Annotated in this window: 14 protein-coding genes; 1 reads left to right on the plus strand and 13 read right to left on the minus strand. The window is 72.8% G+C overall.

The features are described 5' to 3' along the window. The first annotated feature begins 3 nt into the window (after positions 1–3). A complete protein-coding gene (locus IT293_03990; protein ID MCC6763803.1) occupies positions 4–783 on the plus strand; it encodes a hypothetical protein in 780 nt (259 codons plus the stop codon). On the opposite strand, the gene IT293_03995 is transcribed toward IT293_03990, so the two are convergent. The 13 genes from IT293_03995 to shc form a co-directional block, all read right to left on the minus strand. Continuing rightward, positions 756–2678 carry a creatininase family protein gene (locus IT293_03995; protein ID MCC6763804.1) on the minus strand — a complete coding sequence of 641 codons (1923 nt, stop codon included), beginning with the start codon at positions 2676–2678 and terminating at the stop codon, positions 756–758. The two genes, IT293_03990 and IT293_03995, sit on opposite strands and share 28 nt — an antisense overlap. Continuing rightward, entirely contained in the window at positions 2678–3856 is a 1179-nt protein-coding gene (locus IT293_04000; GenBank protein MCC6763805.1) for a GTP cyclohydrolase II, read from the minus strand. The genes IT293_03995 and IT293_04000 overlap by 1 nt, the downstream gene beginning before the upstream one ends. Further along, positions 3853–4722 (minus strand): cytochrome c, encoded by an 870-nt coding sequence (locus tag IT293_04005; protein ID MCC6763806.1) that lies wholly within the window; start codon positions 4720–4722, stop codon positions 3853–3855. The genes IT293_04000 and IT293_04005 overlap by 4 nt, the downstream gene beginning before the upstream one ends. 33 nt (positions 4723–4755) lie before the next feature. Beyond that, positions 4756–5712, minus strand: a complete 957-nt coding sequence (locus IT293_04010; protein MCC6763807.1) for a flippase-like domain-containing protein — start codon at positions 5710–5712, stop codon at positions 4756–4758. A gap of 55 nt (positions 5713–5767) precedes the next feature. Next, the gene (locus tag IT293_04015; GenBank protein ID MCC6763808.1) at positions 5768–6544 is read right to left on the minus strand and encodes an SDR family NAD(P)-dependent oxidoreductase; all 777 of its coding nucleotides are present in this window, start codon (positions 6542–6544) and stop codon (positions 5768–5770) included. 7 nt (positions 6545–6551) lie between these two features. Then, positions 6552–7565, minus strand: a complete 1014-nt coding sequence (locus tag IT293_04020) for an LLM class flavin-dependent oxidoreductase (GenBank protein ID MCC6763809.1) — start codon at positions 7563–7565, stop codon at positions 6552–6554. 468 nt (positions 7566–8033) lie between these two features. Then, positions 8034–9041, minus strand: a complete 1008-nt coding sequence (gene nirK / locus IT293_04025; protein ID MCC6763810.1) for a nitrite reductase, copper-containing — start codon at positions 9039–9041, stop codon at positions 8034–8036. Between the two features lie 210 nt (positions 9042–9251). Then, complete coding sequence (locus IT293_04030; protein ID MCC6763811.1) at positions 9252–9749, minus strand: YjbQ family protein; 498 nt, start codon at positions 9747–9749, stop codon at positions 9252–9254. A gap of 39 nt (positions 9750–9788) precedes the next feature. Continuing rightward, positions 9789–11177: an FAD-dependent oxidoreductase gene (locus tag IT293_04035; protein MCC6763812.1), complete on the minus strand. Its 1389-nt coding sequence runs from the start codon at positions 11175–11177 to the stop codon at positions 9789–9791. Further along, a complete protein-coding gene (hpnD, locus tag IT293_04040) occupies positions 11174–12067 on the minus strand; it encodes a presqualene diphosphate synthase HpnD (protein MCC6763813.1) in 894 nt (297 codons plus the stop codon). The genes IT293_04035 and hpnD overlap by 4 nt, the downstream gene beginning before the upstream one ends. Next, a complete protein-coding gene (hpnC, locus tag IT293_04045; protein ID MCC6763814.1) occupies positions 12064–12948 on the minus strand; it encodes a squalene synthase HpnC in 885 nt (294 codons plus the stop codon). The genes hpnD and hpnC overlap by 4 nt, the downstream gene beginning before the upstream one ends. 10 nt (positions 12949–12958) lie before the next feature. Further along, the gene (locus IT293_04050) at positions 12959–14152 is read right to left on the minus strand and encodes a 1-deoxy-D-xylulose-5-phosphate reductoisomerase (GenBank protein ID MCC6763815.1); all 1194 of its coding nucleotides are present in this window, start codon (positions 14150–14152) and stop codon (positions 12959–12961) included. Beyond that, positions 14149–16209: a squalene--hopene cyclase gene (gene shc, locus IT293_04055; GenBank protein MCC6763816.1), complete on the minus strand. Its 2061-nt coding sequence runs from the start codon at positions 16207–16209 to the stop codon at positions 14149–14151. The genes IT293_04050 and shc overlap by 4 nt, the downstream gene beginning before the upstream one ends. Positions 16210–16224 lie beyond the last annotated feature (15 nt).

Below are 16224 nucleotides of genomic sequence, written 5' to 3' on the forward strand. Positions count from 1 at the left end.
CGCGTGAGCTTCGCGACCTGGCACGATCTCTACCGGAGCGATCTCCAGAGCGCGGTCGCGGTGACGATCGTGCCGCTGCTCTTCCTGCTCTATCTGGCGTGGACGGAGCGGCCGGACGGCAGCGGCATCGTCCCAGGGGCGCGGCGCTTCGTCGAAGCGTGGGCCGGGACGTTCGCCGTCCTGACGGTCGTGGACCCGCTCGCGGGCGGGCCGCTGCTGCGCGTGCTCGGGGTCGCCGACGCGCCCGTCGCGACCGCCGTCATGGTGGCGTTCGTGCTGCTCGGCGACTTCCGCGTCTACCTCCTCGTCTTCGCCCTGATGACGCACGCGGGCGCGCAGCACGACGCGCGCGTCGCCGACCCGGTCTTCGCGACCCGCGACGCGCTCCGGCTGGTCCCGCCGCGCGCGGCGCTCGCGGCCGCGCTCGCGACGCTGGTCGTGCCGCTCGTCGCGGTGGCGGCCGAGGCCCTCGTGCGCACGCGCGTCGCCGCGCCACCTGCGCAATCGATCTGGCTCGCCTACGAGCTCGCGTTCCTCGTCGTGGCGCTCGCGCTGCGCCAATGGGTCGTGCCGGTGCGCGTGCCGGGCACCGCGCCGCGCCTGCGGATCTACCTCCGCCGCGTGCTCGCCTACGTCGCGACCTACTACGCGCTCTGGGCGCTCGCCGACGCGCTCATCATCGCCGGCCTCGACCTCGGCTGGGCGCTACGGATCCTGCCGAACCAGCTTTACTACGCCTTCTGGGTGCCGTTCGCCTATGGCGCGTTCTTCGCCCGCAGGTAGGCATCGGCGAGGAGGTCGACCCAGGCGCCGAGATAGGCGTCGGCGCGCACCGCGCTCGCGCCGCGCGGGTCGCCGACGACGCCGGTCGGGGCGTGGTCGCGGAGGCTCGGGTAGAAGAGCGCCTGCGGGTCGGCGACCGCGCCCGTGTGCCCCGCCGCCAGCGCCGCGGTCCGCACGCTCGCCGGCCGGAGCGCGAGCAGGATCGACGTCTCGGCCTCGCCCGCGTGGTGACCCGCCGCGAGCGGATCGACGCCGGCCTCGGCCGCGACGCGCGCGAACGTCGCGGCGACACGTGCGAGATCCGTGAACGCCTCGATCCGCATCGGCGCCGCGGCGGCGCGGAGCGCCGGCACCATCGCCGCGAGATCGGCGTAGTTGCCGCCGTGCGCGGAGAAGACGAACGCGCCCGCGAAACCGGCGCGCGCGAGCGAGCGCACGAGGTCCGCGAGCACAGCCGAGAGGGTCGTCGGCGCGAGATCGAGAGTGCCGGGAAACGCGAGGTGCTCGCGCGAGCAGCCGAAGGGCACCGTCGGGCACACGATCGCTTCCGGAAAGCGCGCGGCGAGGCGCGCGGCGAGCGCGTCGCCGATCCACGTATCGGTCGCGAAGGGGAGGTGCGGGCCGTGCTGCTCGGTCGCGCCGAGCGGCACGAGCGCGACGCGCGGTCGCGCCGCGAGCGCGCCGGCGAGCTCGGGCCAGCTGAGATCGGCGAGCCGCGGCGCGGCGGGCGTCGACCCGGCGCGCGCCGCGCCGCCCGCCGTCGGTGCCCCCGCGCGCGCCGGCGCCGCCGCCTCGCCCGGCACGAAAGCCGCGGCCTCGTCGAAGCCGCCGACGGCATAGAGCGGGCGATCCCTTCCCTGCCCCGGCCAGCGCGCCTGCTCCACGCCGTGCGCGGCGATGCCCGCGAGCACGAGCTCGGTCACCAGCGCCTCGTGCTCGAAGAGCGCGAGCGGCATCGGCAACGTCGCCGGCAGGCGGACGAGCGCGTGGCGCGTCGGATCGAGCATGCCGGCGAAGCGGTCGAGCAGCTCATCCTCTCGGGTCGCGTCCGGGCGAGCCAGCGCGAGGAGCGTCGCCGCCCCGGCGCTCGCCTGCTGGAACGGGCCGTGCGCGAACTCGAGGAGGTCGAAGATCGGTGGCAGGGGCACGAGCAGCCCTTCGAGGAGCTTCCACGGCAGGTGCGCAGCGAGGCGCGCGTACTCCCCGCTCGCGACGAAGGCGAGCAGCCCGGCGAGGCGCCCGCTCGCCGCGAGCGCACGGAGATCGCCGGCGCGCGCGGCCGCGCCCGCGACGGCGGCGGCGAGCGCCGCGCCGTCGCAATGCGGCACCGCCGCCGCGCGGCCGATGGTCGCCGCGAGCGCCTCGGCGCAGCGGAACGCCGCCAGCATTCCCATCGTCGGACCCGTCACGCGCACGAGCGTTCCGTACTCCTCGGTCCCGGCCGCGAACGGACGCACCTCCACGCCGATCGCGTGCAGATGCTCGAGGAAGTCGGCGGCGTCGGCACGGCCGCCCGCGCGCGCGTCGGCAGCGTGTGTCGCCGTCAGGAGGACGACATGCCGCCATGCCGCGGGGTCGGCGAGCGCGAGGCGCGCGTTCGGCGTGAGCCCTTGCGACACCACGACGAGGAGGTCGTCGCACGCGCCGGGCGGCGGCGGCTCGACGAACGCCCCGATCGGCCGGAAGCGCGCGTCGCACCCGAGGTGCTCGGCGAGGAGATGCGCCAGGAGCCGGGCGTGCGCGGCCGAGCCGCCGACGCCCGTCGCGACGACGCGACGGATCTCGCCGAGCCCGATCCGCGGCGGATCGAGCGGCAGCGTCGAGGCCGCGCGCAGCAGCGCCGGCAACGCCCGCGCCCGCGCCTCCAGCGCGCGCCGCGCCTCGCGCCAGGGCATCAGGCGGCCGCGAGCGCGCGCGGAGGCTCGAGCGCGACGCCGGCCGCGGCGAGCGCGGCGGGCCAGGCAGCCGCTCCCTGCTCGGCAGCGGCGACGAGCGGGACCGCGGCGCGCCCCCCGAGGTGGCGGCGCGCGAGCGTGGCGTTGGCGGCCGCGTCCTCCGAGCGCGACGCGATCGGAAAGAGGCTGTCGCCGTGCTCGTCCGTCTCCATGATCGCGACCCCGGCGCCGTGCGCCGCGAAGGCGCGCAACGTCGCGAGCCAGCGCGACTGCTCGAGGCCGGGCGCCGGGCCGCGCACGCGCTCGAGCAGGGATTCACGCTGCACGCGCAACAGGACGGGCGTCGTTCCCGTGTCGCCCAAGGTCAGCACGACGCGCTCGCGCCCGCGCACGGCGTCGACGTACGCGTGCAGCCGGAACCACGCGGGCGTCGCGTCCGGATCGGCCCACCGTCGCACCGGGAGCCAGTACGAGCCGAGGCCGATCAGCGTCGGCGCCTCGGGGAGCGCGCGCGGCGCGACGACTTCGGGCGGCGCCGGCGGCGTCGCTTCGTCGTCCGCGCCCGCCACCGACAGCCCATGACCCGCCGCGGTCTTGGCGGCGAGATAGTGGCGATTGAACGGCGACGGCGGCAGCGCGAGCGGCACCGCGCCGGCGAGCGGTACGCCGAGGCCCGCGAGCATCGCGAGCTTCTCGGGGTTGTTCGTGAGGAGGCGGAGCGGCGCCGCGACGCCGAGGGCGCGGCACGCGGCGGCGACCGCGTCGTAGGCGCGGAGATCGCTCGGCAGGCCCATACGCGCGTAGGCATCGAACGTGCCGAGGCGCCCGCCGCTCGCCTGCACCAGCATGCGGTCGCGGACCTTGGCACTGAATCCGGCGCCCCGCCCTTCCTGATCGAGGTAGAAGACGACGCCGCGCCCCGCCGCGGCGATCGCCGCGAGCGCGGCGTCGAGCTGCTCCGAGCAATCACAGTCGCAGCCCCCGAAGGTCTCGCTCGTGACGCACGACGAATGCACGCGGGCGAGGAGCGGCTCCCGCGCGGAGAGCGCGCCGCGCGCCAATACCAGGAGATAGGTGCGCCGCATGAGGTCGCGGCAGACGTGCACCGTGAAGTCGCCGTGGCGGGTCGCGAGCGATCGGACGTCGACGCGCAGCACGGCGCCCGCGAGCGCCGTCATCGCGCCTCCGCGCGCGCGGCCGCCCGCGGATCGTGCTTGCGATCGCGCATCGCGCCGAAGTAGGCCACGAGATCGTCGAGCTCGGCGTCCGAGAGGTGCTCGTGCGAGGGCATGCTGGTGTAGCGGAACGACTGCGGCGCCCGGATGAATGCCTTCAATTGATCGACGGGCCGGTACTCGACGATGCTCCGCGGCACGTTCAGCTCGGGGCCGATCGTGCCGCCCTCGCCGTTCATTGCATGGCAGGCGATACATTCGCGCCGGAAGATCGTGAAACCGGTCCAGGCGGGCCCGCCGGCGGCGGCCCCGGTCGGCGCGATGTGCGGCCAGCGCTTCGCGAACGATCCGAGCTCGATCGCCACCAACTGGTACGGCCACGGGTAGCGATGGGGATCGTGCGCCGCGGGATTCTCCCAGACGACGTAGTACGGCCCCGGGTCGGTCTGGCGGCGGTCGATCGGCTCCCAGCCGGGGTCGTCGCCGCGCATGCGGTCGGCGTCCGCGAAGGCGAGCCAGCCGCCGGGCTCGCGCACGCGGGCGACGCTCGCCGGCTTCACGTAGCCGTCGCGGGCGCGGAAGAACACCTCCACGCCGTCGCGCGCCGCGGCGTCGAGGTCGCCGAACCCGAGGCGCAGCACGGTCGCGAGCGGACAAGCGCGAAAGCGCTTGGGGCGGCCGTAGTACGGATCGGCGAGCGCGACGGTCTTCGGCTCACACGCGCGCTCGAGCGCCGGCCGGTCGAGCGTCTTCACGACGACGCCGTCCCGCTCGAACGAGAGCGTGGCGGCGCCCGGGGCCGCGGCCGCGCCGGCGACGGGCGGGGCCAGCGCGAGCAGCACCGCGACGGCGACGGCGAACGAACGCATGCACCGTCCATTCACCTCGCCCGTCCGCCGTGGTCAAGCCGGAGCATCGCCGCGGCGCCAGTGCCATCCTTCGAGCACGCCCCCCACGAGGCCCGGCGCGAGGATCGTCGTCGCGAAGACGAGGATCGAGAGCGCGAGCGCGTCGGCGGCCGGCACGCCGTACGCCGCCAGCGTCAAGACCAGCACGCCCTCGCGGACGCCGAGGCCGCCGATCGAGATCGGCAGCACCGTGAACAGGACGACGACGCTCCGCACCCATGCCATCGCCGCGAACGTGACGTCGATCCCGAGGCCGCGGCCGAGCGCGACGTACCCAAAGACGCCTGGAATCTGCGCGACGATCGCCAGCCCGAGGATGCGCGCGAGCGTTCCCGACGACAATCGGGCGACCGAGCCGAGCGAGCGGCGCAGGCGGGCGAGCGCCGCCGACCACCACGTCCCGCCGCCCCCGGCCTGCAGCTCGCGCAAGAACGCGCGCCACGCCGTCGGCACGGCGCGCGGCGCGGCCAGAACGCCGATCGCGCTCGTCCCGGCGAGCAACACGAGCAACCCGCCCGGCGGCTTCGGCTGCGGATCGGCGACCCACCCGGCGAGCCCGATGACCCCGAGGCCCGCGAGGGCGGCGAGACGGTCGCACACCATCGCGGTGAGCGCCGCGGTGAAGCCGCCGCGCGTGCGCGCCGAGAGGCGTTGCAGCCGGAGCGCGGCGACGCCGACGCCGCCGGCCGGCAGGAAGAGATTGTAGAAGAACGCCGCGAGGTTGATGGCGAGCATCTGCGATGCCCGCCCGGCCACCCCCTGTCCTCCGAGCAGCACCCGCAGGCGAAAGGCGACGACGACGTTACCGACGAACGACGCGACGGTCGCGAGGAGCACGGCCCTCCGCGACGTGGCGGCGAGCGCATGCCCGACCGTGGGGAGGTCGATGCTCGTCGCGAGCCAGACGAGGGCGAGCGCGGCGACGGCGAGGCGGGGGACGACGCGGATCATGGGAGCGGCGCGTCGCGCCGAACCCCGGAGCGGCGCCGAGGCGACATGCCGCTGGCTACCGGCGCGCGGCGGCGGCGCCCATCACCCGATCGCGCACGAGCCGCGGCAGTGCCGCGCCGAGCCGCGCCGCGGTCACGAGCTGCCAGGGGAAGTCGATCGCCGCGGGAAACGCCGGCAGCTCGTCGACGATGCGCTCGGCGGCCGCCGGCGGATCGACCACGAAGGGGAGCGACGTGCTCTTGGCGGTCATGGCCGTGCGCACGAAGCCCGGGTGTACGGCGGTCGCGTGGACGCCGGTGCCGGCGAGCTCGAGCCGCAGACATTCGAGCAGCATCGAGAGGCCGGCCTTCGGCGCGCAGTAGCCGCCGCGTCCGGGGATCGGCGCGAAGCTCGCGATCGAGCTGATGCCGACCACGTGGCCGCGGCCGCGCTCGACCATCTGCGGCAAGACCGCGGTGAGGGTCGCCGCCGCGCCGCAGAAGTTCACGTGGCACGCCTCCGCCATCGCCTCCCACGCGTAGCTCGGCAGGCCCTTGTGCTTCATGCCGACGCCGGCGTTCGCGATCACGAGGTCGAAGCCGCCGAGCTCCGCGTCGAGCGCCCGGATGCGCGCGACCGCGGCCGTGGTGTCGGTGACGTCCATCGGCTCGACGCGGGCCCGGCCGCCGGCGGCCTCGATGCCTTCGGCGACGGCGTGCAACCGCTCGGCGCGGCGGGCCGCGAGCACGACGAGGGCGCCGTCGGCGGCCAGACGCTCGGCGAGCGCCTGCCCGATGCCGCTCGACGCGCCCGTCACGAGCGCCGTCCGGTACGCGCCCTTGGCGGTGCTCATCACGCCCTCAGGCGCGCGCCGGCGCCATCTGCCGGAGGAAGCCCTCGGTGAGCTCGGGCGGTACGTTGGTCGGCAGGTTGAGAAGCGCCGAGTCGACGCCGAAGCTCCGCCACTCGGCGAGCTTCTCGCGGCAGTGCTCGGCCGGTCCGCAGATGGCGATCGCGTCGATCAACGCGTCGCTCACCGCCGCCGACGCCTCCTTGCGCTGGCCGGCGTTGTAGAGCTCGCGCACGCGGTCGGCGTTCTCCTGAAAGCCGTAGCGGCAGAAGAGCGCGTGGTAATAGACGCCCATGCCGCCGATGTAGAACGCGACGAGCGGCTTGATGAGGCTCCGCGCCATGTCGAGGTCGTCGAACGGGATGACCGCCATGAAGGGCGCGACGTTCACGCGCACGTCGCCGCGGCCCGCCGCGCGCGCGCCGTCTTCGAGCCAGGCAATGCCGTCCTCGAAGTGCTCGTAGGGCCAGAAGGTGGGGATCCAGCCGTCGGCGACCCGGCCGACGTCCTTCACCGCCTTCTCCTGAAGCGACGCGATGTAGACCGGGATGTCCGGGCGGAACGGCGTCATCTCGAGCTTGAAGTGGCGGGCATCGAAGAGCGTGCTCAGGCTCGGATCGAGCCGCTCGCCGCGCCAGAGCGCGCGCAGGATGCCGACCGTCTCGCGCAGGCGCGTGAGCGGCTTCTCGTACTTCACGCCGTGGAAGTTCTCGACGACGACCTTGCCGCTCGTCCCGAGGCCGAGGATCACGCGGCCCTCGGAGATCTCGTCGAGCGTCGCCGCGCTCATCGCGAGCACGCCGGCCGAACGGCTGAAGACGTTGGCGATGCCGGTCGCAACCTTGATACGCTTGGTCTGGAGCGCGATCTCGGCGAGCAGCTGGAACTGCTCGTAGGCCCACGCCTCGGGCACCCAGATCGAGTCGTAGCCGAGGTCCTCGGCGAGCTTGGCGAAGCGGATGACCGTCTTGCGGTCGTAGTTCTTCCAGAATGGCACGATGCCGGTCTGCGGCGCGGGTCGCATGGAAACCTCCGTCGATGGTGAGCGGCGCACCATAGCAGCCGTGTCCCGTCAGGCGAACCGCCCGGTCTCATCCCGAGATCGAGTCCACCGCCGTAGCCGAGGCGCTCACCGCGTGACGCATGCCGTCAGGCTGGAGCCCCGCAGCCGGAGGGCCGTCGATCGCCCTTCGGGTCGCGGGCCGCACACCATACGGGGTACCTTGAAAATCAGAATCTCCCCCTCTGATTTTCACGTCCATGGCACTGCATCGTCGCATCGCCGAACGGCGTCTGCGGCAGCTCGTGCGGACGTTTCCGGCGGCGGCGTCGCGGTCGATTGCCTCCTCCGGCTTCGCGGGCGGCTCGTCCCGATCGAGATCGAGCGCGGGATCGTGGCAACCGATCTGCGCGGCCTACTCGACACCTTGAAGCTCGCGCCCTGAAGCCACGCGCGCCGCCGGCCGAAACGGAACCGGGCTCGCCCGCGCCTTCAATGCCCGCCGTCGCCCGGCGGATCGTAGATGTCGGGCCGGTTCGGCCCCGTCACCACCAGGTGCCCGACGCCGCCCTTGCCGGTGCGGTAGATCGCGTGGTCGACCAGCACGTAGGTGCCCGGTACTTCGACGTCGAACTCGACCATCGCGGCGCCGCCGGCCGGCACCAGCGTGGTCTGGATGCTGCGGCCGGGGCGGCTCAGCAGGTCGCCCTCGCGATAGACCTTGTCGAAGACCTCCCCGATCACGTGGAACGACGAGATCAGGTTCGGCCCGGCGTTCCCGAAATAGATCCGCACGCGCTCGCCGGTGGCGGCCGTGAGCGCGCCGGCCCCGGTGAGCGACCCGACCGCACCGTTGAAGACGACGTAGCGCGGATGCTCGGCGGCGCCGTCCGTCGGCGAGTACACGGCCACGCCGCCGGAGGGCGGGTCGGTGTAGAACTCGCTCTGCATCACGTAGAACTCGCGGTCCACCCGCCGCAGCCCGCCCCTCGGCTCGACCAGGATGAGGCCGTACATGCCGTTGGCGATGTGGGTGGGCACCGGCGGCGTCGCGCAGTGGTAGACGAAGAGTCCCGCGTGCATCAGCCGGAAGGTCGCGACCTTCTCCTCGCCCTGCATCGCCAACGTCACCGCCGCGCCGCCACCCGGCCCCGTGACCGCGTGCAGGTCGATGTTGTGCATCATGCCGGACGCGTCGTTGTTGGTGAGGTGCATCTCCAGCGTGTCGCCGACGCGCGCGCGAATGAACGGGCCCGGCACGCCGTCGCCGAAGGTCCACGCCTCGTAACTGACGCCGGGCGCGAGCGTGATCGTGGTCATCTTCGTCTCGATGTTGACCACCAAGGTCTGCGGAGCGCCGCCCTTGAGCGGCGGCGGGACGTTCGGCGCGTAGGCGACGGGTGCCGGCACCCCGGCGGCCTCGGCATGGAAGGCCGCCGTCGCGGCGAAGAATACGAGCTGAGCGAGCAGCGCAGGAAGGGTGGAGCGGTTCGGGATCATCGAGGGATTCTCCGCAGGTGGTGTCGCCAGTCGGCAGGCAGGGCGCCCATGACTTCTGGCACGCTGCGCAAGCCCCCGCAAGGTGAAACCCGCGCGGTGCCGGCCCGGCGCGCCCGCCGGCGCGCTCTATGACCAAAGTCATACAGCGCGTTCCCAGAAACCGCGCCCCGCCTCCACGCCTGCGCGGCCGTCGTGCGACGCGAACGAAGATCAGCTCGCTACGAGCACCTGCAGGACGAGCCCGCGCTTGCGTGGCCCGTCGAGCTCGGCCATCAGCACGCGCTGCCACTGCCCCATCGTCAGCGCCCCCTCGGCCACCTGCAGCGTCACGCTGCTGCCGAGCATGATCGCGCGGAGATGCGCGTCGGCGTTCTGGCGATCGCAGTCCGAGTAGCGCGGGTCGTTGTGCTTCCACTCCTCGGCGCGCGGCACGAGGCGTTCGAGCATGTGCTGGATGTCGTCCAGCAACGCGGTCTGCGGCTCGTTCACGAAGACGGCCGTCGTCGTGTGCATCGTGCTCACCGTCACGAGCCCGGCGGTGATGCCGGTCGCGCGCACCATCTCCCGGACGGTCTCGGTGAGGTCGTGGATCTCCATGCGCTTGCTGGTTTGGACCTCGAGCCGGCGCACGTGCACGCCCCCGAGACCCGCGGAGTCGCTGCCTTTGTCTTCCCACCGCACTGCGGATTGTCCTGCCGGTGTCGTCATTCGTCCTTCCCCCCTTGTCGATGCCACTGAAACCCCGACTCAGCTGGCCGCGCGCGCTTCCCTCCCCGGGGTCCCGAGCGCGGTGAGGCGCGCGGTCACGACGTCGGCGGCGCGATGGCCGCTCATGACCGCGCTTTCGATCGTCGCCGGGAGACCGGTGTCGGTCCAGTCCCCGGCGAGCACGAAGTTGTCGAATGGCGTGACGGCCGCGGGCCGCATGCGCGCCGACGCGACCGTGGGCGACATCGTCGCGAACTTCTCCTTCACGACCTGCGTATGACGCACGGTCGCGGCCGCGGCCGCGGGAACGAGCCGGCGCAGATCCGCCAGCGTGCGCGCGACGATGGCGTCGTTGTCGTCGTCGACGATGGCGCGCGCGCCCGAGATCACGAAGCTCAGATACCCGCCGGCGCGATCACGCCGGCCGGCGATGACGTCGCGATTGAACGCCCAGTGCGTGCCCGTGCCGACGAAGCCGACGAACGGCCGCTCCGCGAGGATCGGCCGGTCGAACCAGACGTGCACCGACACGATCGGCGAGCTCGTGAGGCCCTCGATGCCGCCGAGCCCCGGCACGGCGCGCCGGACCGCGATCGGCAGGAGCGGGAAGAGTCCCTGCGGCGGCACCGCGCTCACGTAGGCCGACGCGGTCAGGCGGCGGCCGTCGCGCAGCTCGAAGTGGCTCACCTCGCCGCCCCGGAGGCCGACGCCGACCACGTGGGCCCTGGTCTCGATGCGGCCGCCACGCGCCTCGATGAAACGTCGCGCGTCGTGCGTGTAGAGATCCGAGAGCCCGACCTTGGAGAGCACGAAGCGCGCCGCGTTCTTCCCGGCGAAGAACGCCCGCACCATGACCTCGGCGAGGAGATCGGCGGAGGCGATCGCCGGATCGTCGTTCAGCGTCGCGATCGCGACGGGATGCCAGAACGCGCGGCGCGCGGCCGCGCTCTGTCCGAGGAGGTCGAGCACGCCGTCGACGGTGAGCTCCGCGAGGCGCTGGTCGCCGAAGCGCTTCATCATCAGCAGACGGAGGCCGCCCGCGAGCACGCGCGCGCGATCGACGACCGAGAGCAGGCGGTATCCGAGCACGCCGGCCCCCATGTGGAGCGGATTCGGCAGCGGCGGGCAGCTGATGACGCCCGCCCCGCGCTCGGGATCGAGCATGTCGACCCGCAGCCCCGGCTGGATCGCGAGCTTGTCGGCCGCCCCGATGCGCTCGAGGAACCGGAACATCTCGCCGTAGCACCCCATCATGGCGTGCTGGCCGTTGTCGATGACGTCGCCGGTGGTCTGGTCGGTGTACGAATAGGCGCGGCCGCCGAGCACGGGGCGCTTCTCGAGCAGCGTCACACGCCGGCCGGCGGCGGCGAGCTGGGTCGCGGCGGCGAGGCCGGCGAACCCCCCGCCCATGATGAGGACGTCGTTCACGCTGGGCTCTCCTGATGGGCCGCGCGCAGGGACGCGCCGCGCGGCAAGCGCGTTCGGAGCCACGCGAACCCGGCGAGCGCGACCTTCTGCCAGCGCGGCAGCCGCACCTGGGGGCCGAAGACGATCTCGGGGTGCGCGGCGATCCTGGCGAGCACGCGGCGATAGACGAGCCGCATGCCCTCCGCAGGGGCGAGCGCCCGCTGGTCGACGGCGGTGAGCGCGCGCCGCGCCGCGGCGTAGAACTCGCCGGCGCGCGCGCACTCGAACGCGACGAGCCCGTGAAACGCGTCGTTCCGGACGTGGGTCGCGAGGTCGCGCGCCGTGTACCCGAAACGCGCGAGGTCCTCGTGCGGCAGGTAGACGCGGCCGCGCTCGACGTCCTCGGCGAGGTCGCGCAGGATGTTGGTCAACTGGAGCGCGACCCCGAGCGACTCGGCGTAGTCGCGGCTTCGCGGATCGCGACAGCCGAAGATCGGGATCGTGGCGAGGCCGACAGCGGCCGCGACGAGGTAGCAGTAGCGCCGCAGATCCGCGAACGTCGCGAACCGCTGCGGCGCGAGGTCCATCGCCACACCGTCGAGGATCTCGACGAGGTGCTGCGCCGGAATCGCGAACCGCGCCATCGAGTCGGTGAGCGCGACGCCGACCGGATGCGTCGGCGTTCCCGCGAGGACACGCGCGAGCTCCTCGCGCCAGAACGCCACCGCCGCGCGGGCGTCGCCGCCGTCGTCGGCGGCGTCGTCGACCACCCGGCAATACGCGTAGAGCGCCTCGAGGCTGCGGCGGCGCGCGCGCGGCAGCAGGCGGAAGGCCTGATGGAAGCTCGAGCCCGAGGCTCGCACGATGCGCGCGCACTCGGCGTAGGCGGTATCCAGGGTCGGGGTGGTCACACGCCGCCTCCGACGAGCGCCCGCGCGACGAGCCCCATCTTCGCCCAGCCCGAGAGCGTCGGCCGCGCGTTGAACGCGTCGTAGCCGACCGCCTCGAGGCGATCGAGGATCGCGAGCCCCCCGCCCGCGAAGAGCCGGATCTCGCGGCCGCCGCCCCGATCGAGCATGGGCACGAGCGCGAGACCGCGGTCGAAGAGCGCGCGCGTCCGGGCGCACTGGAAGGTCATGAGCTCGCGGAACGCGGGCGTCACCGCGTGACGGGCGAGATCGTCGGACCCGTAGCCGAAGCGCGCCATGTCCTCGCGCGGCAGGTAGACGCGGCCCTTGCGCAGATCGACCGCCAGGTCCTGCCAGAAGTTCGTGAGCTGGAGCGCCGTGCAGATGTCGTCGGAGCGCGCCTGCCGCTCGGCGTCGCCGTGGCCGAACAGGTACAGGACGAGGTGGCCGACCGGATTCGCCGAATGGGCGCAGTAGTGCAGGAGGTCGTCGAAGGTGTCGAAGCCCGCGAAACGCGCGTCCATGCGAAAGGCGGCGAGCAGGCGGCGGAACGGCTCGATCGGGACCGCGAACGCGCGCACCGTGTCGGCGAGCGCGACGAAGATCGGGTGACAGGGCGCGCCGGCGTAGCAGGCTTCCAGCTCCCGCTCCCAGGCGTCGAGCCCGGTGAGCGCGCGCTCCGGATTCGATTCTTCGTCGGCGAGATCGTCGGCCGTCCGCGCGAAGGCGTAGATCGCCGCGATGTGGCGTCGCAGGTGACGCGGCAGGAAGCGCGAGCCGAGCGTGAAGTTCTCGTAGTGCGCGCGCGCGATGCGCTCGCACTCGGCGAACGCGGCCGCGGTCGCCGCCGGATCCGCCGCCGGCATGGGAGCAGGAGCCGTCATCGACGTGCGATCAGCGCGCGGCCGCCCTCGTCGCGCGCCCGGAGCCGCTGCGAGCGGCCGCGCGCGCCCACGCGTCGGCGGCGAGCAGAACGTCGAGGTCGGACGCGGGCGCGGGCGCGTGCGCGTCCATCACGGCGGCGACGAGCGCCGGAATGTCGCGGTACGCGAGGTCCTCGGCGAGGAAGCGCTCGACGGCGATCTCGTTCGCGGCGTTCAGCACGGCCGGCATGGTGCCGCCGGCGCGGAGCGCACGGTACGCGAGGTCGAGACAGGGAAAGCGTTGGCGATCGGGGGCGACGAACGTGAGGGTGCCGGCGGCGGGGAGATCGAGGGGGCGGAGGTAGTCGAGCGGCAAGCGGGACGGGTACGCGAGGGCGTAGCCGATCGGGATCGTCATGTCGGGTACGGCCATCTGCGCGAGCACGGAGCCGTCGACGTACTCGACCATCGAGTGCACGATGCTCTGCGGATGGATCACGACGTCGATGCGGTCGGCGTCCACGCCGAAGAGCCAGCGCGCCTCGATCACCTCGAGGCCCTTGTTCATGAGGGTCGCCGAGTCGATCGTGATCTTCGGCCCCATCTTCCACGTCGGGTGGTTCAAGGCTTCGGCGACGGTGACGGTCGCGAGCTCGGCGGTGGAACGCGCGAGAAACGGCCCGCCCGACGCGGTCAGGACGATGCGCTTCACCTCGTCCCGCGCCTGGCCGCGGAGCGCCTGGAAGATCGCGTTGTGCTCGCTGTCGACCGGCAGCAGGTCCACGCCGCGCTCGCGGGCGGCGCGCGTCACGAGCTCGCCGGCGACGACCAGCACCTCCTTGTTGGCGAGGGCGACGTGTTTCCCGGCGCGCACCGCCGCGAGCGTCGGCACGAGGCCGAGCGCGCCCACCAGCGCCGAGAGCACGAGGTCCGCCTCGGCGTGGGTCGCGACCGCGAGCGACCCTTCGCTCCCGACGAGGACGCGGCCCGTGAACCCGGGGACGCGAGCGCGCAGATCGCGCGCGCTCGCCTCGTCGGCGACCGAGACCAGATCCGGCGCGTGACGGCGGATCTGCTCGGCGAGCACCGCCGTGTTCCGCCCCGCCGCCAACGCGACGGCACGGAAGCGCTCCGGGAACCGCTCGACCAGCGCCAGGGTCGACACCCCGACGGATCCCGTGGACCCGAGGAGTGCGAAGGAGCGGCGCGGTGGAGCTTCACTCATGCAGTCGCGTGACCATTGCCGTCGACGGGACCGCCCGTGGCCCCATGGCCATTCGCCGCGTTCGCGACCGGACGCGCCAGGTGCGCCTCGGCACGCGTCCGGAAGATTCCGAGCGCCATCAACGGGAAATAGTTCCGGTACATGTAGTAGCGCAGATAGAAATGGCGCGGAAACCCGGTCCCGGTGAAGTGCAGCTCGTCCCAGGTGCCGTCGTCCCGCTGGCTGCGCGCGAGATGGTCGATGCCGCGCACGAGCTCGGGGCCGAGCTCGTCCTCGCCGGCGAGCAGCGCGAGCAGCGCCCACGCGGTCTGCGACGGCGTGCTCGGGCCCGTGCCGGCGAGCGACGGGTCGCCGTAGGAATCACAGGTCTCGCCCCAGCCGCCGTCGTCGTTTTGCCGGGACTTCACCCAGGCGACCGCCTGGCGGACGTACGGCTGGCGCAAGTCCTCACCGATGGCCCGCAGCCCCGACAGCACCGACCAGGTGCCGTAGATGTAGTTCACGCCCCAGCGCCCCCACCACGAGCCGTTCGGCTCCTGGATCTGCTTCAGGAAGCCGAGGCCGCGCGCGGCCCGCCGCATCCCAAGGTCGTAGCCGAAGTCGCCCATGAGCTCGAGGTGGCGCCCGGTGAGATCGGCCGTCGGCTGGTCGAGCATCGCTTCCATGTCGGCGAACGGGATCTTGTTGAAGAGCTCCTGGAGGTTGTCGGTGTCGAAGGCGCCCCAGCCGCCGTTGCGGCTCTGCATGCCGAGCGTCCAGTTGAGGCCGCGCGTGATCGCGCGCCGCTTCGCCTTCTCGTCGGCGGTGCGGATGCGGTTCAGCACCATCAGGATCACGGCCGTGTCGTCCGTGTCGGGATACCAGGCGTTGGCGAACTCGAAGGCCCAGCCGCCGGGCTCGAGCTCGGGGTTCTTGATCGACCAATCACCGGGCACGAGGATCTGGTTCGCGATCAGCCAGTCGGCGGCCTTCTGGAGCATCGGCGCGTCGGGCGCCAGGCCCGAATCGAGCAGCGCCTTGGCCGCGAGCGCGGTGTCCCAGGTCGGCGAGACGCAGGGCTGGAAGAAGAGCGCTTCGCCGTCCTCGATCACGAAATCCTCGATCGCCTGGATGCCCTTGGCGACCGCCGGGTGGTCGTCCGCGAACCCGAGGACGCGCAACGCCATCACCGAGTTCACCATCGCGGGTTGGATACCGCCCCAGCCGCCATTGACGTCCTGGTGCGAGAGGATCCAGTCGCCGCACTTGCGGAGCGCGCGCTCGCGGAGCGGTTTCACCGGCGACTTGCCGAGGAGCTTCAGCACGCGATCGAGGCCGAGGAAGAAGTTCCGCCAGCAGAACGGGCGCGCCGCATCCGGCGGGAACGCATAGTCTTCCGGCGCGGGCGGCCGCACCCACAGCTCCGCGACGCCGCGGCCGGCCGGGATCGGCACGTAGGGCCGCTTTGCCATCAGCACGACGAGCGGCACGACGGTCCCCCGCGCCCAGCTCGACATCTCGTAGATGTTGATCGGGAACCAGCTCGGCAGGAGCACGAGCTCGGCCGGCATCGCCGGAACCCCGTCCCACGGATACTGGCCGAAGTAGGCGAGGAAGCAGCGGGTGAAGACCTGCGCCTTCGCGAGCCCACCGTTCTTCATGATGAACGCGCGGGCGCGGGCGAGGGCGGGATCGTCGGCCGGAAGACCCGCCATCTTCATCGCGGCATAGGCTTCGATCGTGTTGGACAGGTGGCCGGGAGCCCCGGGGTAGAGCGCCCAGCTGCCGTCGGGAAGCTGGGTCGCGAGGAGATGGGCGATGATCCGATCCTGGCGCTCGCGGTTCACCCGCCCCATGAAGTGCATGAAGAAGACGTACTGCGCGTCCATCGTGGCGTTGGCTTCGAGCGGACGGTGCCAGTAGCCTTCGGGGTGCTGCTCGCGCTCGAAGTACTGCCGCGAGCGGTCGATCGTGTGCGTCACCTTGGCGAGGAACTCGTCGCCGCGCGCCGGAGCCGTGGGACGCGGCGGCAGGGGGACGGCGGAGCTGCGGCGGGCTTCCTCGGCGACCTGCGTCATGCTGTGCTCCCCTCC

It is taken from the genome of Deltaproteobacteria bacterium (genome assembly GCA_020848745.1).
Classification (GTDB): Bacteria; Desulfobacterota; Binatia; order UTPRO1; family UTPRO1; genus UTPRO1.